Annotated in this window: 21 protein-coding genes; 6 read left to right on the top strand and 15 right to left on the bottom strand. The window is 63.3% G+C overall.

Annotation, left to right across the window (positions count from 1 at the left end; all coding sequences use genetic code 11):
- Positions 1-28 precede the first annotated feature (28 nt).
- Positions 29-559, top strand: coding sequence for a DUF6496 domain-containing protein (locus AB6809_RS01910; protein WP_006049585.1), 531 nt, complete (start codon positions 29-31; stop codon positions 557-559).
- A 43-nt stretch (positions 560-602) separates the two neighbouring features.
- Here the strand turns inward: AB6809_RS01910 and AB6809_RS01905 are convergent, their stop codons facing one another.
- Positions 603-1931 (bottom strand): aspartate aminotransferase family protein, encoded by a 1329-nt coding sequence (locus AB6809_RS01905; protein WP_029966784.1) that lies wholly within the window; start codon positions 1929-1931, stop codon positions 603-605.
- A gap of 258 nt (positions 1932-2189) precedes the next feature.
- Between AB6809_RS01905 and AB6809_RS01900 the strand changes: the two genes are divergently transcribed.
- Positions 2190-3605 carry a PLP-dependent aminotransferase family protein gene (locus AB6809_RS01900; RefSeq protein ID WP_029966782.1) on the top strand — a complete coding sequence of 472 codons (1416 nt, stop codon included), beginning with the start codon at positions 2190-2192 and terminating at the stop codon, positions 3603-3605.
- Positions 3606-3636: 31 nt separating this feature from the next.
- Here the strand turns inward: AB6809_RS01900 and AB6809_RS01895 are convergent, their stop codons facing one another.
- The 14 genes from AB6809_RS01895 to AB6809_RS01830 all read right to left on the bottom strand — a co-directional run bounded on the left by AB6809_RS01895 (position 3637) and on the right by AB6809_RS01830 (position 13123).
- Entirely contained in the window at positions 3637-4263 is a 627-nt protein-coding gene (locus tag AB6809_RS01895) for a LysE family translocator (protein ID WP_029966781.1), read from the bottom strand.
- 121 nt (positions 4264-4384) lie between these two features.
- Positions 4385-4864 carry a DUF3788 domain-containing protein gene (locus AB6809_RS01890; protein WP_006049581.1) on the bottom strand — a complete coding sequence of 160 codons (480 nt, stop codon included), beginning with the start codon at positions 4862-4864 and terminating at the stop codon, positions 4385-4387.
- A 54-nt stretch (positions 4865-4918) separates the two neighbouring features.
- Positions 4919-5425 carry a YkgB family protein gene (locus AB6809_RS01885; protein ID WP_006049580.1) on the bottom strand — a complete coding sequence of 169 codons (507 nt, stop codon included), beginning with the start codon at positions 5423-5425 and terminating at the stop codon, positions 4919-4921.
- Positions 5426-5595: 170 nt separating this feature from the next.
- Complete coding sequence (locus AB6809_RS01880; protein WP_029966778.1) at positions 5596-6045, bottom strand: GNAT family N-acetyltransferase; 450 nt, start codon at positions 6043-6045, stop codon at positions 5596-5598.
- Positions 6046-6088: 43 nt separating this feature from the next.
- On the bottom strand, positions 6089-6559 hold the full coding sequence (locus AB6809_RS01875; RefSeq protein WP_029966776.1) for a pyridoxamine 5'-phosphate oxidase family protein: 471 nt from the start codon (positions 6557-6559) through the stop codon (positions 6089-6091).
- 72 nt (positions 6560-6631) lie between these two features.
- Positions 6632-7327 carry a glutathione S-transferase N-terminal domain-containing protein gene (locus AB6809_RS01870; RefSeq protein WP_029966774.1) on the bottom strand — a complete coding sequence of 232 codons (696 nt, stop codon included), beginning with the start codon at positions 7325-7327 and terminating at the stop codon, positions 6632-6634.
- A gap of 95 nt (positions 7328-7422) precedes the next feature.
- On the bottom strand, positions 7423-7968 hold the full coding sequence (locus tag AB6809_RS01865; protein ID WP_006049576.1) for a carboxymuconolactone decarboxylase family protein: 546 nt from the start codon (positions 7966-7968) through the stop codon (positions 7423-7425).
- Positions 7969-8107: 139 nt separating this feature from the next.
- On the bottom strand, positions 8108-8743 hold the full coding sequence (locus AB6809_RS01860; protein WP_371025969.1) for a nitroreductase family protein: 636 nt from the start codon (positions 8741-8743) through the stop codon (positions 8108-8110).
- An 84-nt stretch (positions 8744-8827) separates the two neighbouring features.
- Positions 8828-9592 carry a S9 family peptidase gene (locus AB6809_RS01855; RefSeq protein WP_029966770.1) on the bottom strand — a complete coding sequence of 255 codons (765 nt, stop codon included), beginning with the start codon at positions 9590-9592 and terminating at the stop codon, positions 8828-8830.
- Positions 9593-9762: 170 nt separating this feature from the next.
- A complete protein-coding gene (locus tag AB6809_RS01850) occupies positions 9763-10719 on the bottom strand; it encodes an AraC family transcriptional regulator (RefSeq protein WP_029966769.1) in 957 nt (318 codons plus the stop codon).
- Positions 10720-10755: 36 nt separating this feature from the next.
- Positions 10756-11466, bottom strand: coding sequence for an SDR family NAD(P)-dependent oxidoreductase (locus AB6809_RS01845; protein ID WP_029966767.1), 711 nt, complete (start codon positions 11464-11466; stop codon positions 10756-10758).
- Positions 11467-11491: 25 nt separating this feature from the next.
- Positions 11492-11755, bottom strand: coding sequence for a DUF3331 domain-containing protein (locus AB6809_RS01840; RefSeq protein WP_081652980.1), 264 nt, complete (start codon positions 11753-11755; stop codon positions 11492-11494).
- Positions 11756-11775: 20 nt separating this feature from the next.
- Complete coding sequence (locus AB6809_RS01835) at positions 11776-12426, bottom strand: FMN-dependent NADH-azoreductase (protein WP_029966765.1); 651 nt, start codon at positions 12424-12426, stop codon at positions 11776-11778.
- Between the two features lie 79 nt (positions 12427-12505).
- A complete protein-coding gene (locus AB6809_RS01830; protein ID WP_029966763.1) occupies positions 12506-13123 on the bottom strand; it encodes a nitroreductase family protein in 618 nt (205 codons plus the stop codon).
- Positions 13124-13310: 187 nt separating this feature from the next.
- Between AB6809_RS01830 and AB6809_RS01825 the strand changes: the two genes are divergently transcribed.
- The 4 genes from AB6809_RS01825 to AB6809_RS01810 all read left to right on the top strand — a co-directional run bounded on the left by AB6809_RS01825 (position 13311) and on the right by AB6809_RS01810 (position 23785).
- Positions 13311-14720 (top strand): PLP-dependent aminotransferase family protein, encoded by a 1410-nt coding sequence (locus tag AB6809_RS01825; RefSeq protein ID WP_029966762.1) that lies wholly within the window; start codon positions 13311-13313, stop codon positions 14718-14720.
- Between the two features lie 916 nt (positions 14721-15636).
- Positions 15637-16416, top strand: coding sequence for a response regulator transcription factor (locus AB6809_RS01820; protein ID WP_029966761.1), 780 nt, complete (start codon positions 15637-15639; stop codon positions 16414-16416).
- 84 nt (positions 16417-16500) lie between these two features.
- Positions 16501-18900 (top strand): CHASE2 domain-containing protein, encoded by a 2400-nt coding sequence (locus AB6809_RS01815; protein WP_029966760.1) that lies wholly within the window; start codon positions 16501-16503, stop codon positions 18898-18900.
- A 643-nt stretch (positions 18901-19543) separates the two neighbouring features.
- Positions 19544-23785: a YadA-like family protein gene (locus AB6809_RS01810; RefSeq protein ID WP_029966759.1), complete on the top strand. Its 4242-nt coding sequence runs from the start codon at positions 19544-19546 to the stop codon at positions 23783-23785.
- Positions 23786-23823: the final 38 nt, after the last annotated feature.

The raw sequence follows: 23823 nt of genomic DNA, 5'->3' as shown, positions 1-23823 counted from the left end.
ATGGGCCACAGTCAACCGGAGAACTGTCATGCCCGAGAAGAAAACCCTCAAGCGTGCGGAAGCCGACAAACGCGCCGGCAAGTCGGCGAGCACGCAAGCTGGAGAGTTCGTCAAGGAACAGGTGGACAAGGTGCGCGCCGGCAAGCACGGCGTGCGCTCGCCGAAACAGGCGATTGCGATCGGATTGTCGGAGGCGCGTCGCGCGGGCGTCGATCTAAAGGCGCCGAAGAAGGGCAGCACGAGCGAGGCGACGCGCAAGAAGGCGGAGAAGGACAGCGCCGCGGGACACAAGAAGGGCGCCGCGAAAAAGACCGCCAGCAAGGAGTCGACGGCGAAGCGCTCGCGCACCACGACCAATGTGCTGAAGCGCGAAAGCAAGGCCGGCGCATCGCACTCGGCGATGTCGAAGCAGGCGAAGTCGGCGGCGGCCAAGCGGCCGGCCGCGAGCCGCTCGGCGGCGGCGAAGAAGGCTGCCGCGACGAAAGGCGCAGCCGGACGTTCAGCCGCGGCGAAGAAGGCGGCGCAGACACGCGCTGCGCGCGCGCATCAGCATCACTGACGGCGGACGGCGCGCGACCTGCGCGCCGTTGTTCGCTGTCGCCTTACTGCACCGTGGCCAGCACGTCGCCGACCGTCTTGAAGAGATGCGCGATCTGCTCTTCGTTGATGATGAGCGGCGGCGAAAACGCCAGGATGTCCCCCGTAAAGCGCACCAGCACGCCCGCCTCGAAGCATTTGACGAACGCCTCGTAAGCGCGCGCGCCCGGTGCGCCGTCGCGCGATTCGAGTTCGATGCCGGCGATCATCCCGAGATTGCGGATGTCCTTCACATGCTTCGCGCCGCGCAGCGAGTGAACGGCGGCTTCGAACGTCGGCGCGAGCGACGCGGCGCGCTCGAACAGGCCCTCGCTGCGATACAGGTCGAGCGTCGCGATGGCGGCGGCGACCGCGGCCGGGTGCGCCGAATACGTGTAGCCGTGGAACAGCTCGATCGCGCCTTGTGCGCCGCCGTTGACGATCGTGTCGTGCACCGTGCGGCTCGCCGCGACTGCGCCCATCGGGATCGACGCGTTGTTGATCGCCTTCGCCATCGTGATCAGGTCGGGCGTCACGCCGAAATATTCGCTGGCCGTGGCCTTGCCGACGCGGCCGAAGCCCGTGATCACTTCGTCGAAAATCAGCAGGATGCCGTGCTTCGTGCAGATTTCGCGCAGCTTCTGCAGGTAGCCTTGCGGCGGAATCAGCACGCCCGTCGAGCCGGCGACCGGTTCGACGATCACCGCGGCAATCGTCGACGCATCGTGCAGCGCGACGATGCGTTCGAGTTCGTCCGCGAGATGCGCGCCCCACGCCGGCTGACCCTTCGAGAACGCGTTCTGCTCGAGATTGTGCGTGTGCGGCAGATGATCGACGGCCGGCAGCAATGCGCCGGAAAACGTCTTGCGATTCGGCGCGATGCCGCCGACCGAAATCCCGCCGAAGCCCACGCCGTGATAACCGCGCTCGCGGCCGATCAGGCGCGTGCGCTGCGCTTCGCCGCGCGAGCGGTGATAGGCGAGCGCGATTTTCAGCGCGGTGTCGACGGATTCGGAACCCGAGTTCGTGAAGAAGATGCGGTCGAGGCCTTCGGGCATCAGCTCGGCGACTCGCGTGGCCGCTTCGAACGCGAGCGGATGGCCCATCTGGAACGTCGGCGCAAAGTCCAGCGTGGAAAGCTGCTTCGTGATCGCGGCGACGATCTCGTCGCGGCTGTGGCCCGCATTCACGCACCATAGGCCCGCGCAGCCGTCGAGCACTTCGCGGCCGTCCGTGCTGCGGTAGTACATGCCTTTCGCCGATTCCAGCAGGCGCGGCGCGGCCTTGAACTGGCGGTTGGCGGTGAACGGCATCCAGAAAGACGACAGATCGTCGATGACGGGGCGCGAAGTCATGGGTTTCTCCTCGAAGTGGTTTCCCAAGAGGGACTTCCTTTGGGCGTCCCCCAAGAATAGTTGCTTCGGGGCGTCTGCCAAGGGGACTTCCTTTGGGCGTAGCCAAAACTGTAGCGTTCGCGGTTTAATGGCGGCATAAACAGTTGACGCGGTGTCGCGCTAACTGTGTTGGTGGATCGGCGGTAACTGTGCCGACGCGATCCGCTTCGGGCCGTGCGTCGCGGCCGGCTTTTTCGTTCCGAGTCCACACTTCCGACCATGATCGAATTGAATCTCGAGCGCGACCGGCGCGCCGCTCCCACGCTCGTCGACCAGGTCGTGCAAGGCTTCGCGCAAGCCATCGAGGCGCAGTCGCTGCGCGCGGGCGCACTGCTGCCGTCGGTGCGGCAACTTGCGCAGACGCATGAGTTGAGCACCTTCACGGTGACGGAGGCGTACAACCGTCTGGTGTCGATGGGGCTCGTGGTCGCGCGGCGCGGCTCCGGTTATCGCGTGGCGGCGCGCTCGCCTGCGCCGCGAGCGGCCGTGACCGATTGGCAGCCGCCGAGCCTCACCGCGACCTGGCTTCTGTCCGACGTATTCGCCGATCATTCGGTGCCGATCAAGGCCGGCGGCGGCTGGCTGCCGAACGAATGGATCAACGAGACCGGTTTGCAGCATGCGTTGCGCGCGATGAGCCGGGTGCCTGCCGCGCGGCTCGGCGATTACGGCCATCCCTACGGCTTCGCGCCGTTGCGCGAGCGCATCGCCGAGCAGCTCGACCGGCGCGGTCTGCCCGTCGACGTGTCCAACGTGCTGCTCACGCAGGGCGCGACGCAAGGGCTCGATCTGATCGTGCGCACGTTGCTGCGCGCAGGCGACGCGGTGATCGTCGAAGATCCCGGCTATTGCAACCTGCTGCAGATTCTCAAGCTCGCCGGACTCGTCGTGCATGGCGTGCCGCGCACGCCCGCGGGCGTCGATACCGAGCTGCTCGAAGCGCTCGTCGCGGAGCACAAGCCGAAGGCCATTTTCGTCAACACGACGCTGCAGAATCCGACCGGCGCGACCTTCGGCATGTCGGCGGCGTTCCGCCTGCTGCAGATCGCCGAGCGTCAGCGCATGTGGGTGATCGAGGACGACGTGAGCCGCGAACTGGCGCCGTCCGGCGCGCCGCTTTTTGCCGCGATGGAAGGCTTGCAGCGCGTGCTGTATGTCGGCGGCTTTTCGAAGACGGTGACGCCGGGGCTGCGCTGCGGCTACGTGGTCGCGGAGCGCGCGGTGCTGCGCGAACTGGCGCGCACGAAGATGGCGGTGGGCTTGACGTCGTCGGAGGCGATCGAGCGGATTGTCGATAAGGTTCTGCTCGAGGGCCGCTACGCGCGTCACGTGGAAGCGGTCAACGAGCGGCTCAAGCTCGCGCATGCGACCGTCGAGGAGCGGCTCGACTCGCTTGGGCTCGAAGTGTTTCATCGGCCGCGAGCGGGGTTGTTTCTGTGGGCTCGCCTGCCGATTGATCCCGCGTCTGCTGGCGACGTCGCGACGGCCGCGCTCAAGCACGGCATCTGGCTTGCGCCCGGCTCATACTTCCGGCCGGACGACGCGCCGAGCGCATGGTTTCGCTTCAACGCCCCTTATTCGACCGACGATGCGTTGTGGCGCTTCATCGCGCGAGTGGGGCGCGGAGCGATTTAGATGCGCATCGCCTGGCGCGTCTCTCGCTCGCTTACGAGGTGGCTGCGTCCAGCAGCTTCAGCGCGATCGGATACAGCGAAAGCACGAGCAGCAGCGCCATCGTGATGTTAAAAGCGCGCAGACGCCTCGCGTCGGACAACACGCGCCGCATCGCGGTGCCGAACCCGGCCCACAGGCAGATGCACGGAAAGCCGATCACATAGAACACCGCCGCCATTGCCACTGCGTTCATGCTGTAGCTCTCGCTCAGATGGATGGTCGTGGCCGCGGTCAGCACCATCATCCACGCCTTGGGATTGACCCACTGAAACGCGATGGCTTCATAGAACTTCATGGGCCGCCGTTCGCCCTGCTTGACCTTCAGTTCGCCCGACGTGCCGATTTTCCACGCGAGATAAAGCAGGTAGGCGACGCTCGCCACTTCGAGCACCGTGTACAGCACCGGGAAATGCACGAAGGCTTCGCCGAGTCCGACGCCGACCGATAGCATCAACAGCACGACGCCGGCGCTGATACCTGAAATGTGCGGCAAGGTGCGGCGAAAACCGAAGTTGACGCCCGACGCGAGCAACATCGTGTTGTTCGGACCAGGCGTGATGCTGGTGACGAGCGCGAACAGGATGCCGGCGGGCAGCGCGCTGAGCGTGAGGTAGGACATGGCGGGCTCCGGAACGAGGCTAGAAGATTTTGACCATTCTAGCCAGCGTTTCCGGTACAGTACCGGTACGGATCGCGGGATGATGTCCGGTACAGAGAACGTGGCTTCCGCGACGTACGATTCAATCGCGTGAAAGCGTAGGGCGCTTCATACGCATCAGCTCGGTCACCTCATGCCGATCATCCGCGGATGAAATCGGGACAGTCAGCCATTTGCCGTCGGGGTAGGCGCGGGCTTCATCGTAGAGCTTCACCAACTGTGGGCTCCAGAAGTAACGCCGCGCCTCGAACTTCTCCCGTTCAGCTCGCCCCAGGACCACCAGAACCGACAACAGCCTGTATGCGGGCAACAGCGTGCAGAGCGCCTTGGTCTTTCTGTAGCGCAGTGACCAACCGCGCTTCTTGCCGCCATATAGCCAGTCTGGCGCAAAAACACCGGGATACGATGCGTCGATCCAGCTCCGCAGTTCGACCCAATGCTCGAACGCCTCCGGTCCCATCCAGTCGCGGATAGTGCGCTCGTCGGGCTGCGAAGATTTGTCGGCGATTCTGTCGCCGATCTCAGTGGACTCGTTCACGTTTGCTTTCCTCTTCATCTGCATGGGTGGAATGCTTCGCGCGGTACCGTTAATCGCGGTATCGAAAGTTCATCCAGGTCACGGCTTCTGAGCGTTTGCCCACGAGGCCTGAATGGACGCCACAAGGAGAGAAAGCGATGCAGCCAGTAGAACGACATCTTTGAGAAGGAACTGGCCAGGCAAGGCTGAAATTGCAGGAAACCCACCCGCCGTCGCTTCGGCTACGCCTGGCGTGCTCAGGAAGAAAGTCAGCGTGATGAAGTAGGTCGCGGCCGACATCGCTGCACCCAATGCAGAGAAAACGGGCACGAAGGCTCCGATAGTCAGCGCTGCCGCAGTCGACAGTTCGAGTACGCCGATAACGTCGCTTGCCCCTTGAATTCCGAACAGGGAATGCAACCAGCTCATGATCGGGCTGTGCATAATGAACGGAGCGATGCCGTTGGCTTCGTAGGCGGTGAATTTCATTGCACCGAACCAAAGAAAGACGATGACAAGCGCCCATCTGAGTAGAGCCAGACTAGAGAGCGATCCTGCGCTTTTCTCGGCGATTTGAAGACGGAGCTGATCTGTGGGAATAGACATTTTGGGTTTCCAATTCAGGTTGTGGGTCGGTCATCAGGAGCCTTCACTTTAGGCTTGCCCGATGCGGGTTTCGAGACTGCAATTGCTCAATAAAATGCTCAAAAGGATCAAAGAAGGCGTGGTTGCTTGATGTGTCGAAGGAGTTCTGACGAGATCTCGCGCGGGAATTTTCAGGTGAGCAGTTTCCGGTACTGGACGAAGCCCGAGCGATGTCCGACGCTTTCATAAAGCCGCATGGCGGCAGAGTTCGTTCGGTGTGTCAGCCAGTGCACACGCGCCGCCCCGCGACGTTTCGCGTCCGCATAAACATGCTCGATCAGCGCGCGGCCGATGCCGCCGCCACGCACATCGGCTGCGACAAACAGGTCCTGCAGATAGCAGTAGTTGGCTGTTGTCCAGGTGGATCGATGGTAGATGGAATGCACCAGCCCGAACGCGTGTTCGCCCATCATGGCAAGCGCCGCATGCATCGGCTCCATCGGGTCCACGAAGCGTGCCCATGTTTCGAGCGTCACCGACTCGGGGATATCCACTTCGTAGAATCGCTGATAGCCTTTCCACAGAGGAAGCCAAATATCAAAGTCGTTCTTTTCAATGGCTTTGATCTCAACCGATAGCATAGATTTTCTCCTGGCTTGCGCGAGTACTTCTCGCGTTATTCGCCTATTCGCCGATGCGTTTCACACCGTACTTTTGATAGTAAGTGTTCCTGATTTCGTCCTGACTTCGAGCAGGCTCCGCGAATACATGCGCCGGCGACAGCAGCGGAGAGATCGAAAGCGTTTCGATCCTGACGACGTGATCGACGGGGTACTCGGGGCCGTTCGTCGAGCGGACCCAGTCCGCGATCATCGAGTACTCGTCATCGCCTGGCGGCAGGATCGACGCATGACCTTTGAATCGATAACCGCGCCTCTCGAAGATGTCGATTACGTTGATCTCGACGGCGGGCTTGCGTTTCAGGTTTCGTATCGTCGCGGGCGAGGCGATATCGGCGAAGTAGAGAACACCGTTCCTGACTGTCAACGATGCCTTCGGCGAAAGATTCGGCGTTCCATCGTCGTTGACTGTCGCGACGAATGACAATATCGCCCGCTTGATGATCGCCTCTGCGTCGGCGTTGATTTCGATCACGGAGATCCTCGCTTGAAAAGAATTTGAGCGGCTTTATGCTTCGCTATGCAAAACGTTTTCGGCTGCTTTGCTTCAGGCCGCGGTCACTGCCAACCCGCGCTGCACCGCCGGACGCGCGAGACCGCGCTCGAACCAGCGCTCGACATGCGAGAAGCGGTCGAAGCCGACAAGCTCACGCGCTTCATAAAAGCCGATCAGGTTGCGTACCCAGCCGAGCAGTGAAATATCGGCGATGCTGTACTCAGCGCCCATTACCCAGTCGCGGCCCGCGAGCCGTTGGTCGAGAACACCGAGCAGCCGCGCTGATTCCGCGACGTAGCGGTCGCGCGGGCGCTTGTCCTCATACGCTTTGCCGGCGAATTTGTTGAAGAAGCCAACCTGGCCGAACATCGGCCCGACACCGCCCATCTGCCACATCAGCCACTGGATCGTTTCGTAGCGAGTAACGGGATCGGTGGAAAGGAGTTGTCCCGTCTTCTCGGCGAGATAGATCAGGATCGCTCCCGATTCGAACAACGCAAGCGGCCGTCCACCGGGACCGTCGGGATCGAAGATCGCCGGAATCTTGCCGTTCGGATTGAGGGCGAGAAAAGCCGGGTCATGGTGCTCGCTTGCGATGATGTCGATGCGGTGCGCCTCATACGCAAGACCCGTTTCCTCAAGCATGATCCCGACCTTCACGCCGTTGGGCGTCGGTAACGAAAAGAGCTGGAGCCGATCAGGGTGCCGCGCCGGCCAGCGCGTGAAAATTGGATGATCGAGTGTCATGCTTGTTCTCCTGGGTAAGCCAGCGGGGCAGAGCCGTCGTATGACCGGCTCTTCCGCCTCGTTTCCCAATTCCCTCGCAGACGAGGGAATAAAGTTCAGATCGAGCCGGCCGGCGTAACCGGGGGAAAGTCCTTCTCGGGATCGAACACGTTATTGAAAAAGTTCGTCAGCGAGTACATGGCCACCAGCGCGACGATCTCCATCACGTTTGCATCCGTGTAGCCGGCATCGCGGACGGCTTTCAGATCGGCGTCGCTGACTTGCCCGCGGGTCTCGATGACCTTGCGCGCAAACTGAACCGCGGCGTCGCGCTTTGGGTCGGCAGCATGTCCTTTGCGGGCGAGGATGATTTCATCGGCCGGCAGCTTCGCCATATGCTCGGCGGTAAAGCTGTGCACCGTCAGGCAGTAGTTGCAGCCGTTCACCTCGGAGACAACGAGACCGATGCTGTCACGCGTCTTTACGTCGAGTGCTTTGCTCAGCGAACCGAGCAGCGTGGCCCATGCGTTGAACGCGATCGGGCTTTGCGCGAAGCTCGACATCATGTTCGGCGTGAAGCCGATATTTTTGGTGAACGCGTCGAGCGTCGGCTTCGAATCGGCCGGCACCTGTTCCGGCGTTAAAGTAGTAGTCCTTGCCATCGTAGTCATCCTTAATTACTGGTTTTACAGATTGAGAACGGTCATTGGGAGACCATCCGTTGATTTGCTTCGCGCCCATGTTGCGGGTCGAAGCGGCTTTGCCCTTCAAGCAGGCGACACCTTGTGCCTGTCTTTCACTTCATACCAGGTCCAGCACTTCGGCCACGGGACGGCGTGGCTTCTGCGCCCAGTTGCCGGCTCGCTCCACGCCTACGGACAACAGAAGAACCGGTACTTCGTCCGCGGCCAGTCCGAACTCGCGGTGCACGCCTTCGTCATCGAAACCGATCATCGGCGTAGAACCTAGGCCCATCGAGCGGGCCGCATAGATCATCGCCGCCGCGCCGAAAGTCGCGGTGCGCACGGCCTCGTCACGACGGCGCTGCGGGTACGCCATATACAGATTGCGTGCGGGGATTTCCCACTCCGGCACCATGGTTGCCGGCATGACGCCCGCTTCCACCAGCGGTGCAAGACGCTCCGGAATCACGCCGGTTTCGACCAGTTGGTCGCAGACGATGAAAGTGACCGCTGCATCTTTGACCGCAGGCTGGTTCCACGCAATCGGGCTCAGTCGCGCCTTGGCTTCGGGCGTGCGTACGGCGATAAAGCGCCAGTTCTGCAAGTGGAACGATGTCGGCGCACTCGTACCGATCCGCACGAGCTCGTGGATCTGTTCGTCGCTCAAGGTCGCGGCCGGGTCGTAGTACTTGGCCGCGCTGCGGCTCAGAATGCATTCGATGACGGGGTTGGTCATGTTGATTTCGGTTTTCATAAGGATTCCTGTGTGTAGGAGGGTAGGTTTAGGCGTACAAGTGCCCGCGCTCCACCCGGAGCGCAAAAGCACATGTCATTCAAATCAGGAAATCAGATACCGGCTCGCCCAGGTCGAGATCATTGCGGCCGCATAGTCGGCGTCGGCGCGGCGCGTCAGCAGGTGGTCCGCGTTGTCCAGCGAAATAAAGCTCTTGGGGTGCTTCGCAGCCGCAAAAATACGCGCGGCGTTCTCGATGCCCACTGTCGAATCCAGTGGCGAATGCAGCACCAGCAATGGAATGCGCAACCCGGCGATTCGCGACTCGAGGTTGTGACACGCCAGGTCGTCGACGAAACTCTTGCGCACGACGAACGGCCTGCCAGCCAGCAATACTTCCGCTTCGCCGTGCGCCTCGATGGTTTTAAGGCTTTGCGGTGCGAACTGATGCAACACATGGCGCGTATCGAATGGAGCAGCCAGCGTGGCCACCGCACGAATGCCCGGCATCTGGCCCGCGGCCATCAGGACGGCTGCGCCGCCGAGGCTATGGCCGACCAGAATCGATGGCGGCTTGCCGTCGCTGGTCATCGCGTTGCCGGCCGCAACCAGGTCGTCCACGTCGGCGGCGAAAGTGGTGTCGGCGAAGCTTCCACCGCTATTACCCAATCCGGCGAAGTCGAAGCGCAGCACGCCAATGCCGTGAGCGGCGAGCGCTCGTGCGACGCGACTGGCGGCGAGGCTGTCCTTGCCGCACGTGAAGCAGTGGGCGAGGATGGCCCAGCCACGCGGCTCGCCGTCCGGCAATTCCAGCCTGCCGGCGAGACGGTAGCCGTGCGGTCCGTCAAATTCGAAAGCTTGTGCGCTCATAAGTCGGTCTCTCTCGTATCAGCGTGCGTTGCGTCGATGCTGTGTCAGGCGGTTAGGAGCCTCCACTTTAGGCCTCGTCGATGCGGCTTTCGAGACTGGATTTGCTCAATAAAGTATCCAAAAGGATCAAGTCGACGTGAAGCGATGATTCGGGACCGGCACTGGGACCGCTATTGGCCGTTGCGCGCCAGCCGCCGCCATTGCCCCGGCGTCATGCCCATCCTCTCGGTGAATACACGGCGGAATGACGACACCGATTGATACCCAACCGACTCGGCCACGGCCTCGGTGGTCATCATCGGTTTCTTTAACTCGTTGGCAGCGAGGCTCATCCGGATATCGGTCAACAGATCGACGGCCGAGCACCCGAGCGTGTCCTGAAAGTGCCGCATGAAAGTGGCGCGCGACATGCTGCATAAGTCGGCTAGCTCAGGCAGGTTCCAGGGCCGCGCGGGATCGGCGAACATGGCTGAAATGGCCGGCGCGAGTCGCGGATTGCCGGCCAGTGCCAGCAGGCCCGCCGGGGCTTCTTCGGATTCGCTCGCCTCGCGCAACACGAGCGTGAAGAGCGCCGAGGAGAGGGCGTTGACGATCGCGTATCCGCCGACTTTGTCACCCGTCGACTCTTCGCGCATCATCCCCACGAAGCTCGCCAGGTGGTTCGGTGCAGACCCCACATCCTTTTCACCGTGACCTTCCAGGGTCCGGACGACGACATTCGTGGGCAGGTAATTGCGGATCAGCCGATCATGAGGCGGCCCGATCAGAAATCGCCCGCACAGCATGTCAAGACGCTCGCCCTGGCCGTCGTTCTCGCTGAACATCAAACCGGCGGAATCACGGCGTTCGCACGTAGGTCCGGGCGCATGTCCGCTGCCGTCGTGCAGTACGTGCGCCGAGCCGTGAGGCAGCAGCACGACATCGCCGGCTACCAGTTCGCGCGCCGTGTCTGTCTCGGGGTCCTCGATGATGGCCCGGCCCTTGAGCACGACGTGATAGGGAACCTCTTGCGCACTGGCCTGCGGCCAGGCCACGCGCCACGGCGCACCATACGCGCAACGGACTTCCAACCGGCCGGTGATGGTGATCATTTGCAGCAGGTGGCTCAGCCAATCGACTTGAGACATAGGGCTTCGTTAGGCTTCGGCATGGAGAAGAGCGTTTCAGTGGCCCGCGCTTTGTCCGCCATCGACGTGCAGGATTTCTCCAGTAATGAACGGCGCCGAATCGAGAAAGACGACAGCGTCGGCGATATCGCGTGTTTCACCCAGGCGCCCGATCGGGTTGAAAGCTCGCAGCGCTTCGTGGATTTGAGGCGCGTGCATCGGCGTGTCCATGTTTCCGGGCGCGACGGCATTCACGCGGATTCCCTTCTTCGCGTACTCGATTGCCAGCGACTTCGTGGCCGCGTTGATGCCGCCCTTCGTCAGCGCCGCGAGGACCGAGTAGACCCCGCTGATTGCAACCTGATCGATGCTGGCCGTGATGCTCACCACATGACCACTCGAATGCTTTTCCATCTCGGCGATTGCTAGCTGCGTGATGTAATAGAAGCCCGCCATGTTCACGTTCATCACGGCCGCATAGTCTTCCGCGGTGTGTTCGGTAAAAGGCTTGCCGATGTAGATGCCGGCGTTGTTCACGAGCGTATCGATCCGCCCGAATCGTGCGACGCCCTCGGCGATGACACGTCGCGCGGTTGCCGGGTCGCCGATGTCGCCGGCTACCGTCAGCAGGTTCGCGTCGTCCGATGGTTCGATCGAACGCGAGGTGGCAACGACGGCACAGTCCAGTTCGCGAAACGCCCGAACGATCGCGGCGCCCATCCCGCGCGAGGCGCCGGTAACGACGACAACCTTTCTCGATGTACTCATACATGTGCTCATACTTTAGTACTTTTCAAAAGGATGGTTTCTCGGGGAATCCAGCTACTGCGGAGGCCAGGATCATGCGATGGCGATTGAGCGGCACTTGCGATCGATACACACGCGGACGAAATATCGAATCCCCGCGGCGTATCGGCTTACCGGACAGCACGCAAACGGCATCCACACGCGCGACACAGATGCCCCAGACCTGGGCCGCGCAATGACCCGAACAAGGATCGCTCCAGCATACGCTGATCGTTGTCGACGACAGCTTTTCCACGATTGAGACGCGCAAGGACGAACGTTCCTGATAAGTTACCGGCTCGACGCTTGTTCAAGCGAGGTCTGCATGAGGCTGACCATTGCCGGTTCGATCGTCGCGACGAGCGAGCGGCGAAGTTCGTTGGCGCGAGCCTCATCGATAAACGCTGTGCCTTGCAAAGGCAGGTAATGGACTGTATTGAAACCGATGCAGCCGAGGACGGCGGTGAGGTAAGGCGTGAGGAAATCCGGCTGATTGGCTCGCTCACCAGCAAACACGCCACCCGAAGCGATCGCGACGAACACGGGGCGGTCCTGAAGCATTCCCACTTTGCCGGCTGGTGTCGACTTCATCGTGCGGCCCACACGAAGGATCTGATCGATCCACGCTTTCAGAACGGACGGCACCGTGAAGTTGTTCATCGGCGTGCCGATGACAACGACATCGGAACGCTCGACTTCGTCAATGAGTTGCTCCGCGAGAAGTAGCGCGTCGGCGGAGCGTCCAGCCGCGGCCAGCGACGCGGGCGTCGCGAGCGCGGCGGCATAGTCGGCGCCCGCGTGAGGTATCGGTTCATAGCCCAGATCGCGGCGGCTGATACTCGCGTCGGGGAGGATCGAGAGGAGCTTGTCGACGACTGCCGACGATAGCTGCCGGCTGTGCGACTCGCGTCGCGGACTGCAATCGATGTGCAGGATATTCATGCGGCTTTCTCCAGCGGCTTCACAAAGGCAATGGCGGAATCGGCCACCTGTTCCCGCACATCGCCGGTTCTACTAATCATCAGACGAGCGCCAGCACATCGGCCACGGGACGGCGCGGCTTCTGCGCCCAGTTTCCCGGACGCTCCGCGCCTATCGACAACAACATGACCGGCACTTCGTCCTCGGCCAATCCGAACTCGCGGTGCACGGCTTCGGCATCGAAACCGATCATCGGCGTCGAACCCAGGCCCAATGAACGGGCCGCATAGATCATCGCCGATGCGCCGAAAGTGGCCGTACGTACCGCCTCGTCGCGCCGGCGCTGCGGGTGCGCCATGTACAGATCGCGTGCGGGGTTTTCCCATTCCGGCACCATCGCGGCGGGCATGACGCCCGCTTCCACGAGCGGAGCGAGGCGCTCCGGTATGACGCTGGTATCGACCAGTTGTCCGCAGACGATGAACGTAACCGCCGCATCTTTGATCGCGGGCTGATTCCACGCGATCGGGCTAAGTCGTGTCTTGGCCTCGGGCGTACGTACTGCGATGAAGCGCCAGTTCTGCAAGTGGAAGGATGTCGGCGCGGATGTGCCGATTCGCACGAGTTCGCGGATCTGGTCGTCGCTCAACGTCGCAGCCGTGTCGTAGTACTTGGCGGCGCTGCGGCTCAGGATACATTCGATGACTGCATTGGTCATGGTTAATCCTATGGGTGAATAGATAGTTCGATATGCGAATTATTACTCGCTCGAATCCGTCGATCGGGCATGGCCTGGTATCTCCCTATTGGGCTCACATTTCTACCTGCTATGGTGGGAATATTCTGTACCATCGATGGTACGAATAGAAGAACCAAGATTCCCCATTTTCGTGTGTACCAAGAACATGCATCCAGACCTGCAAATTCGGCTCGACCGGACAGCGAAGCTGCCCCTCGCAGAACAGATTCGTGCGAGCATTAGCAGGACCATAGAGGCCGGGCTGCTCGCACCCGGCACGCGGCTGCCCTCGTGGCAGGACCTGGCGGCGCAGCTCGGCGTGGCGCGCGGTACGGTTCAAGCGGCCTATGAACGGTTATGCGACGCGCAGATGATCGAGACATTCGGGGCGGGCGGCACCCGCGTCGCCCCGCGGCCGCGCGTGGTGGCGACTCAGGCGCAAGCGCCGCAGCTCGGCGCCTTTATGCGGGCTTACGAGGAGATGAACGCCGGGCCGGCGATCTTCCAGCTCGGCATTCCGGCGTTTGAAGGTCTGCCCGAACAGCTCTTTGCACGCGCGCGTTCTTCCAACCTGCTGAAGACCGGATGTTTGTCGTCGCTGCTCTATCCCGATCCGAGAGGTGAGTTCGAATTGCGCAGAGAGATCGCGGGCTATCTGTCCATCGCGAGGAACGTCCACTGCTACCCCGAGCAGATCTTTATCACTTCCGGATACAGCGCCGGCTTGGGGCTTGCACTGCGGGTGTTAGGCCTGGAAGGCAGAAAGGTCTGGATGGAAGAGCCCGGTTTCATGGTCACGCGCAAAGGCCTGGAACTCGCGCGTTTGAACATAGTGCCGGTGCCGGTGGATGCAGAAGGCCTCAACGTAGGCTATGGCATCGAGAACGCCGCGGACGCCGCGTTAGCAGTCGTGACGCCAGGTCAACAAGCGCCCCTCGGCTCGACGCTGTCGCTCAGGCGACGGCTTCAACTGCTCGAATGGGCAGCCTCGAGCCACGCGTGGATCATCGAAGACGACTACCTCGGCGAGCTCCAACTGCAAGGCAGGCCGGCACCTGCGCTCGCGTCGCTGGACGAGGGCAAACGGGTCATTCACATCGGTTCGTTCAGCAAGACGATTAGCCCGGGGCTGCGACTTGGATTTGTCGTCGCGCCGAACGAACTGGCCAACGCATTCGCCGAGGTCGCCGCAACGCTTGCCCCGGCACCATCGCCAGTCATTCAGCTCGCCACAGCGCAATTCATGCGTGACGGTCACTACATCCGGCGCGTGCGCCGGCTCAAGCGTCTTTATTCCGCCCAGCGCGACGCGCTATGCGAGCAGTTAAGAATGCGCGACGCGGAGTGGGTCAATGCCGGCCTGGCAGTACTTCTCCGACTCCCCGACGGCGCGCCCGACGTGCGGATCGTTCGCGAAGCGATGACCGTCGGCATGGCGCCATCGCCGTTGTCCGTGTGGTTCGCGACTCCGTCGTGGACATTACCGGGGCTTTTGCTCGGCGTTGCGACGGCGCCTGAGCAGCACCTGGCCACGTCGTGTCAGCGACTCTTTGAGATCATCGACCGATATCGCTGATGAGATGCACACCAAAGCCGGGTACACGATAAATAATCGCCCTTCCCATTTGTTGTAATTCTCATACAGCGTTTAGAACGGGCAATTGACAGTTTTTGTAAATTAAGTAATTCGACGGCAAAAAAATATCAGTCGGAGCTTATCGCGACATTCATTGAATTCGCACCGATGATCGCCAATGCTTTTCCCGAAATGCCGAAACAATCCGGCCGGCCAGACGGTTTGCCATCACCGGCGGCTCTGCATCGGCGTCCGGTTGTTTAAAACACACGTCGGCCCAGGACGCCCGCCCCGCCGTCATCTGGCGGTCACCAGGCCGATGCCAGGCAGTTGCTACAGATCATTCAATCCTGCCCCGATTGTTAAATAAACAATACACGTCGTTATTGTGTGGATTTAAGTAGACAAATAAATGGGCATATGCCAAAGTCCCGCCGAGCACTTGCCTTACCAACCGTTACAGCGCTGTGACGCGTGTTGCCGCATTGGACAAAAGATAGTGCTCGCAGAGTTTTCGAAAAGAGATACTGACGATTGTCGGAGAGTTCGTGCCACGCGGACGCACCGATAGCGCAACCGAACAAACCGAACGACCGAACAAGCAGCTTGGTGAGGGCACGCCAATATGAGCACCCAGAGGGTAACAGGCTGTCGATACGGCCAAAAACAGGTAGTCAATCTACTTCAATCAGCATTCCCACGCGCTCCTTGCGCCGGCCGCTGAGCAATTTTCGGCCTGCTACTTCGCGTCTCGATGCCAACGGTTAATGCCTCCTCGCATGTCGAGGACGGGTCTGCTGCGCCCGTGCTTGCACACCGTGTCGTGCAACGAGCATGCGTCGCGCAGATGCCGCCGGGTTTCAGCGCAACGACCGTGAAGGCCATGCCGCCCAAGTGCTAATGAAGGATGACACCCATGCGTGTGCTGATAGTCGAAGATGATCCCGTTCACGCGAAATCCGCGGCGCGGGTCGTGGAGCCCCTCGGGCACGAGATCGTCGAGGTGAGTGACGGCGAGCAGGCGGTCCGCTTGCTGCGCTCGGAGCCGTTCGACCTGGTGATTGTCGACTGGCTGCTGCCCAGAATGACCGGTTTCGAACTGCTTTACTGGATTCGCCGCACGCTCGGCGCATCGCCTGCCGTGCTGTTCGTGACCAGCAAATCGCTCGAAGACGACGTCGTGCTCGCGATGGAAGCGGGCGCCGACGACTACCTGGTGAAGCCGTTTCGCGTCGCAGAACTGGTGTCGCGCGTGAACGCGCTGCTGAGGCGCGCAACGCGCGGCAACGAGCACGGCGGCCTCATCTGCGCGGGCGAGTATGTGCTCGATTCCGTGGAGCGCACCGTGTCGCTGCGCGGTCAACGCATCGAACTCACGCCGAAGGAATTCGATCTCATCGCGTTCTTCTTCAACAATCTGGGCAAGCTGTTATCGCGCAAGGTGGTGAGCATCAGCACGTGGGGGCGTGAACTCGATCCGGCTTCGCGTACGCTCGACACGCACATCTATCGCGTGCGCCAGAAGCTTGCGCTCGCACCTGAAAACGGACTGCGGCTGAGTTCCGTCTACACGCACGGTTATCGTCTCGAGGCCGTGCCGGCGCGCACGCTTCATCCCGCGGCGTCGAGCCATCATTCGCCTGCGCAACCAGTGCAGGCGGCGCAGTGGGCGCCGGCCGGACTCGCCTATGAGTAAGCGGGCTAAGCGGCCTAAGCGGGCGGCCTGTGAGCGTGTCCGACCAGCGGGACAGCCGGTCGACAACCTCTCGGGCGCGCGCTGATGCACGCCGACGACAGCCCCGCGCCCGTCGACATGGCGCGTGAATGCCTCGCGCTCGGCGTGTTCCTCGTGCTCGTATGTGTGGCGTTGACGATGTCGGGCGTATTGCGCCGCGCCGATCTGTTCTTCTTCGACATCGCGCAGCCGCGCCTTCAAAGGCCGTCGCCGGCGAAGATCGTGCTGGCCGCCATCGACGACGCGAGCGTGCAGGCGCTCGGCGGATGGCCCGTGCCGCGCAAGGACTACGCCGCGCTCATCGACCGGTTGACCGCCGCCGGAGCCGCAGCCGTGGGACTCGACGTGGCCATGACCAACCACGGAAGGCTCCAGCCGGCCGGCGACCATCGACTCGCGGACGCGATGAAGCGCAATGGCCGCGTCGTGTTGCCGGTGGTGGTTGTCTCGGGCGACGCCGATACAGCCGGCATGCCGGAAGTCATCGAACCCGTCGCGCCGATGGCCGAGGCGGCCTTTGCGCTTGCCGAAGCCAACGCCGCACCGGACGCCGACGGCGCCACGCGCAGTTTCTATCTACAGGAAGGTCGACCGTCCGCCGTCTACGAGCACATGAGCGTGGCGCTGCTGCGTACCGGTGGTTTGTCTGTCGCGCGATGCGGCGAAGCGCCGGCACGCGAGGCCGGCCGCTGGTTCAGCGCGTGCCGCCGTTACGTGCCGCTCGGACGCGAGCGGTCCTACGCGTCGTATTCGTTCGTCGATATGCTCGAAGGCCGCGTGGCTTCGAGCGCGTTAAAGGACGCGGTCGTTATCGTCGGGCCGACGGCGAGCGCCGCCGACACGCATTTCGTCACGCCGGGCCGCGGGAGGCATCTGCTGTCGGGCGTGGAGTTTCTCGCCGAAGCGACGAGTGCGCTCGCGAGCGGCTCGTTCGTGCGTGCAGCGCCGACAGCCGCTCAACTTCTGTTCAGTCTGTGCATGCTGCCGTTGCTGTGCGCCGCGCAGTTCACGCTAGGACCGCGCTCGGGGTTGATCGCCGCCGCGGCGCTCGCACTCGCGGCGTGCGCCGCGTCGCTCGTGCTGCTCAACACCATGCACGTGTTCTTCTTTCCAGGCACCGCGGTGGCCGCCTGTCTCGTGGCCTATCCGGTCAGCGCGTGGCGGCGGCAGGAGGCGCTGTTACGCTATCTGAGCGAGGCGGCGGCGCGCGCAATGGCAGAGCCTGGCTTCCCCGGCGAGCCGCCCATGCATCGACCCGCGATCGACCCGCTGCATCGCCGCGTCATGGTCATGAGCGCTGTCGTCGCGCGGTTGCGGCGTTCGGCGTCTTTCATCTCCGAGTGGATGAACAGCCTGCCCGAGGCGACGCTCGTGGTGGCGTCTTCGGGCGTCGTCATGCTCGCGAACCGGAAGGCCGTCGCGCTGTACGAGTCCGACTCGCACGCGCCAGACTCGCCGCGGCGTCCCGCGGGCCGGCTTGCGACGGATGTCGTGCGCGACATGACGGCCTCCGAGCATGCCGTCGAGTACGTCCAAAGAGCGCTGCAACGCCTTGCCGAGACCGCGCGTTCCGAGCCGGCTACTCGTGCCGCAAGTGAGAGCAGCGCAGCATCGCGCGTGGAATCTGCGGCACAGATGGACGGCATCGAAATTGTCGACGCAAAACGTCGTTCGCTGCTCATCAAGTGCGCGGTGGTGCCCGCGCTGCATGCGCGCGACGCTGCGCTCATCTTTCATGTGGCCGACGTCACGCCGATGCGTATCGCCGAACGTCAGCGCGACTCTGCGCTGCGCTTTCTGTCGCACGACATCCGCTCGCCGCAAGCCGCAATACTCGCGTTGATCGAGCAGCGTCGCCATGCGGGCGCCGATCTGCCGGAGTCACGCTTCGTGGAACTCGTGGGCCACTACGCGCAGTGGTCGCTCAGCCTCGCCGACCAGTTCCTGTTGCTCGCGCGTGCCGAAGGCCGGCCGCCCGCAGCGAGCACTGTCGACCTGGCCTTGCTGCTGGGCGACGCCGTCGACGATCTCTGGCCGCAGGCCAGCGCGAAGCAGACAGCCGTGCACCTCGCCGCCGAACCCGGCATGCTGGTAGTGGCCGATGCGCCGCTGCTGCGCCGGGCATTCGCCAATTTGATCGACAACGCCATCAAGTTCAGCCCTCCGCGGGCGACGGTCAGAGTGGCGGCAGGTGAGCGCGGAGAGCGCTGGGCCGTGACCGTCGCCGACACGGGCAGCGGCATACCGGCCGATCAGATACCCAACCTGTTCACGGAATTCTTCCGGCTTCCGTCGGATCATCCGGCGCCTGGACACGGACTCGGGCTCGCCTTCGTCAAGCACGTCATCGACACGCTCGGCGGGCACATTGATGTCGAGAGCGAAGTGGGACACGGTTCCCTCTTTACGCTTCTTTTGCCGAAAAAATCCGGCTCGCCTGAATAACAGTCATTCGCTGATGGCGCCAAATGCGCGCGACGGCATTTCCTGAAGAATCTTCAATAGCTTTGAAAAACCTTTGCGACAAACCGGGATCGCGCCGCGATATATGGCGCGGTACGCCAATTGCGTCTTGCGCTTAAAGAATTCGCATTTCGACCGGTTCGAGAATTACGGATAAACAATCAGTCCGCATTAATCCGGCTGCACAAAAAAACGTCAAATGTGACATGCGTCGGCCTGTTTCTTGACTTTGCCGACGCCCGGACAGGCAGGCGAGCCGTGACTGTCGGCATGCCCGTTCAACTTTGTCACATTTCAGTGACAATTGTTCAATATTGTCCGCTCTCTTTTCCATCGGCCTATCCCTTACTCTATGTTTCACCGGGTTCTCGCCTGATTCAGGTAACGGAATTACGACAACCAGCGCTTAAAAAATACGCAATCGATCGGATTGCGGGTATTTTTGCTCGCCCCTGTCTGACGTTATTCGTTCGACTCGAATTATTCGAGGCGAGGACCTCATTCGTCGATAAGAAACGGTTATTTATTTAGCTCGGCAGACGTTTATCGCACTTATGCAGATTCAAGCTGCCATGAGTGCGTGATGCGTCTGTGTGGAACACGCCGCTTACAGGCAGGGAAATCTATGAATCGAACTTACCGCACTGTGTGGAACGCGGCGCTCGGCGCCTTCGTCGCCGCGTCCGAACTCGACCGGGCCAACGGCAAGGGCAAAGGCGCGTCTGCGGGCGTCGTCAATGTCTGCGCCGCCGACGCAAGCAGCGACGCAACCGACGCGCGCAGCCGTGGTCGTGCCATGCCATCGCTTGCCGCGGCGGCGTTGGTGCTGCTGGGCAGCGGACTCGCCGCCCCGAGCGCGCATGCGCAGTTTGCGTTGGACGGCGGCAGCGCGAGCGGATCGACCAGTGCAATCGCAATCGGTATAGGGTCGACTGCCTCGCAGCAGAACTCCACGGCGTTGGGCAACCTGGCGATCGCCACGGGCATCTCAGCGAGCGCACTGGGGCCAGGCGCGCTGGCTTCCGGAAACAATTCGACGGCCGTAGGTATTAACTCGACGGCGAGCACCACGGGCACCGTTGCGGTAGGGCTCGGCGCCGTTTCGTCGGGAGCCAGCGCCGTATCGATCGGCAGCACCAGTGTTGCGAGCGGCGTCAACAGTACTGCGACCGGCTATCTGTCCAGCGCAACGGCTCAAGGTGCTGCGGCTTACGGTACTTCGGCAGGCGCAACCGGCCTCAATTCCAGTGCGTTAGGACCCGGCGCCAAGGCGTCGAATACCAGTAGCTCCGCATTAGGATCGTTCGCCAACGCTTCGGGCGCGGCCGCTGTCGCGGCGGGCGCTGCCAACGCTTCGGGCGCCTCTTCGTTCGCGGGAGCGGCCGGGGCAACGGCATCGGGCGATCACGCGACGGCCCTCGGACCCTTGTCGACTGCGGCCGCCGGCACGTCGGTCGCCATCGGCAATCAGGCGATCACGACCACCGCGGGCGATGCCGGTGTCGCGGTCGGTTCGGGCGCGATGGTGAGCGGCGCATCCGGCGTCGCGGTCGGCGTGAACAGCGGCGCGTCGGGCACTGGGGCGATTGCGATCGGCGTGGGCGGCACCGCAGGCGTACCGGGCTCCGGCACGCAGGCCACCGGCAACTTCGCGATCTCGATGGGCAACAACACCATTGCGAGCGGCGCGTCGGCTCAAGCCTTCGGCAGCGGCGCGACGGCCAGCGGCAACAGTTCGGTTGCGGTGGGCGTCGGCGCGCTGACATCCGGACTGTCGAGCAGCGCCTTCGGCAATCTCGCGAGGGCGACCGGCACCTCGGCCGTCGCGCTCGGCGCGGGCGCGAATGCAACCGTCGACAACACCTCGGCGCTCGGTCTCAACGCGAGCGCCACGGCAACCTCCGCGACGGCGCTGGGTGCGGGCGTTCATGCAACGGCCCTGAACGCGACGGGCCTCGGCATCAACGCGCTCGCCACCGGCGTGCAGACCACGGCGTTGGGCGGCGCGACCACGGCAAGCGCCAACAACGCCACCGCGGTCGGCTATACGGCGGTCGCGTCCGCGGCAGGCGCGACGGCAATGGGCATCGGCTCACAGGCGCTCGCCACGATGACGGTCGCCTTCGGCGCCAACAACATCGTCGTGGCCGCGGCCGGCACCGGCGCCATTGCGGGCGGCCATAATTCGCAGGTGACGAGCGGCACGGGCGCCGTCGCACTCGGCGAAGCCCAGACGGCGAGCGGCAACGGCGCAGTGGCGATCGGCGATCCGAATTCGGCCATCGGCAACGGCGCCATCGCGATGGGCGCGAACAACACGTCCAACGGACAGGGCGCGATCGCGCTCGGTAACGGAAACCTGGCGACGGGACAAGGCTCCGTCGCGCTCGGCAACGCGTCGCAGGCCAACAGCGCGGGCTCAGTTGCACTGGGCGATACGGCCGTCGTGCAGGCTGCCGCATCGCGCGGGCTCGCACTCGGCTCGGGCGCCAACGCGAGCGTGGCCAACAGCGTCGCGCTGGGCGCCAGTTCCACGACGACCACGTCGACGCCCACCTCGGGCGCGACCATCGGCGGCGTGAGCTACTCGTTCGCCGGCGCGTCGCCTGCGGGCGTCGTGAGCGTGGGCGCGTTAGGTGCCGAGCGGCAAATCCAGAACGTGGCCGCAGGTCAGTTGAGCCAGTCCAGCACGGACGCCGTGAACGGCTCGCAGCTTTACGCGACCAACCAGCAGGTCACGGCCAACAGCACTGCCATCGACAACATCAACAACGGCGCGGGCATCAAGTACTTCCACGCGAATTCGACGCTGGCCGATTCTGTCGCCACGGGCACGGATGCAATCGCCGTGGGCGGCAACACGCAATCGACGGCGGCGAACGCGGTGGCCGTCGGCTCCAACGCCATCGCCAGTGTCGCGAACAGCGTGGCGCTGGGTGCGGGTTCCACCACCACGGCCGCGACACCGACGTCGGGCGCGACCATTGGCGGCGTGAGCTACACCTTCGCCGGCGGCGCACCCGCGGGCGTCGTGAGTGTGGGCACGTCGGGCGCCACGCGGCAGATCCAGAACGTGGCCGCGGGCGAGTTGAGCCAATCCAGCACGGACGCCGTGAACGGCTCGCAGCTCTACGCGACCAACCAGCAGGTGACGGCCAACAGTACCGCCATCGACAACATCAACAACGGCGCGGGCATCAAGTACTTCCACGCAAGCTCGACGCTCGCGGACAGCCTGGCGACGGGCACCGACAGCATCGCCATCGGCCCGGCCGCGGTCTCGGCCGGCACCTCGAGTCTCGCCGCGGGCAATGGGGCCTCGGCGCAGAACGCCAACTCGCTTGCGCTCGGCACGCTGTCGAGCGTCACCGTCGACGACGGCGTGGCGATTGGTTCGGGCTCCGTATCAGATCGCGCCGTGCTCTCAGGCGTCGGTTCGATTGCCAACGGCACGCATTCGATTCCGTACAACACGTCGGATCGCACGCTGCTCGGTGCGGTGTCGTTCGGCAATGCGTCGACGAACACCTATCGCCAGCTCACCAACGTCGCGGACGGCACTGAAGCGCAGGACGCCGTCACGGTGCGTCAGCTTGCCGGCGCGTTGTCGTCGTTTGCCGTGACCGGGCAGTTGTACTTCCACGCGAACTCGACGGCGGCCGACTCGCTCGCCGTCGGCGCCGAGTCCATCGCGGTGGGCCCCACGACGGTCGTGAACGGCGACAACGGCGTGGGCATCGGCAACGGCGCAGTCGTGGATGCGACGGCGCCGGGCGGCGTGGCGATCGGCCAGGCATCAAGCGCCGCGCAGGCCGACGCAATAGCGCTCGGCAGCGGCAGCGTGGCGGGCGGCGCACAGTCGATTGCGCAGGGCGCGAATTCGAGCGCGGCCAACGTCGGCAGCGTTGCGATTGGTTCGGGCGCGCGCAGCAGTGCCGTGGATGCCATCGCGTTTGGCTCGGGAGCTAGCGCGACGATGGCGAACAGCATCGCGCTCGGCGCCGGCTCGCTGACAACGGTCGGCGCGCTCAGCAACTACGTGGCGTATGGGTTGAGCAGTCCGCAATCGTCGGCGGGGGAAATCAACGTCGGCAACCGGCAAATCACGGGCCTGGCCCCTGGGCGCCTCGGCACCGACGCCGTGAACGTCTCGCAACTCGACGCCGTCGCTTCCCAGCTCACGACGCTCATCAACCAGAACACCACCAATAACGGCGGTGGCTATACGTCGACGCCGGGCACCGGCAACAACACGGCGCCGTCGTCGACGGGCACGAACTCGTCCGCGGGCGGCGCCGGTGCTGTCGCCTCGGGCTCGAACAGCACGGCGGTCGGCAACGGCTCGCAGGCGACGGGCAACGGCTCGACGGTCGTGGGTACGGGCGCGACTTCGTCGGGCAGCGGATCTGCGGCAATCGGTGCGGGCAGCGACGACGGCGGCCGCTCGAACGTGGTTGCGGTGGGCTCCGCGGGTTCGACGCGCCAGGTCGTCAACGTCGCGGCGGGCACGGCGCCGACCGATGCCGTGAACGTCGGCCAGCTCAACGCGAGCGTGAGCAACGCGCTGTCACAGGCGAACAGCTACACGGACAGCCAGGTGGCCGGCCTGCGCAACAACCTCGACTCGTATCGCCGCGACGCCGACGGCGGCACCGCCACGGCGATGGCCGTAGCCGGCCTGCCGCAGCCGTCGGGGCCGGGCAAGAGCATGGTGTCGATTGCGGGCAGCGTGTATCGCGGTCAGTCGGGCCAGGCGCTCGGCGTTTCCACGATCTCGGAGAACAACCACTGGGTCTACAAGGCGGCCGTCTCGACGAACACGCGCGGCACCTACGGCGCCGTAATGGGCGCGGGCTACCAGTGGTAGACGCGGAAGGCGCGGAAAGCGCACTAGCCGCAGTAGCC

The sequence above is a fragment of the Paraburkholderia sp. RCC_158 genome (assembly GCF_041355255.1).
Taxonomy (GTDB): Bacteria; Pseudomonadota; Gammaproteobacteria; order Burkholderiales; family Burkholderiaceae; genus Paraburkholderia; species Paraburkholderia graminis.
This window is presented reverse-complemented; position numbering and strand designations above follow the sequence as displayed.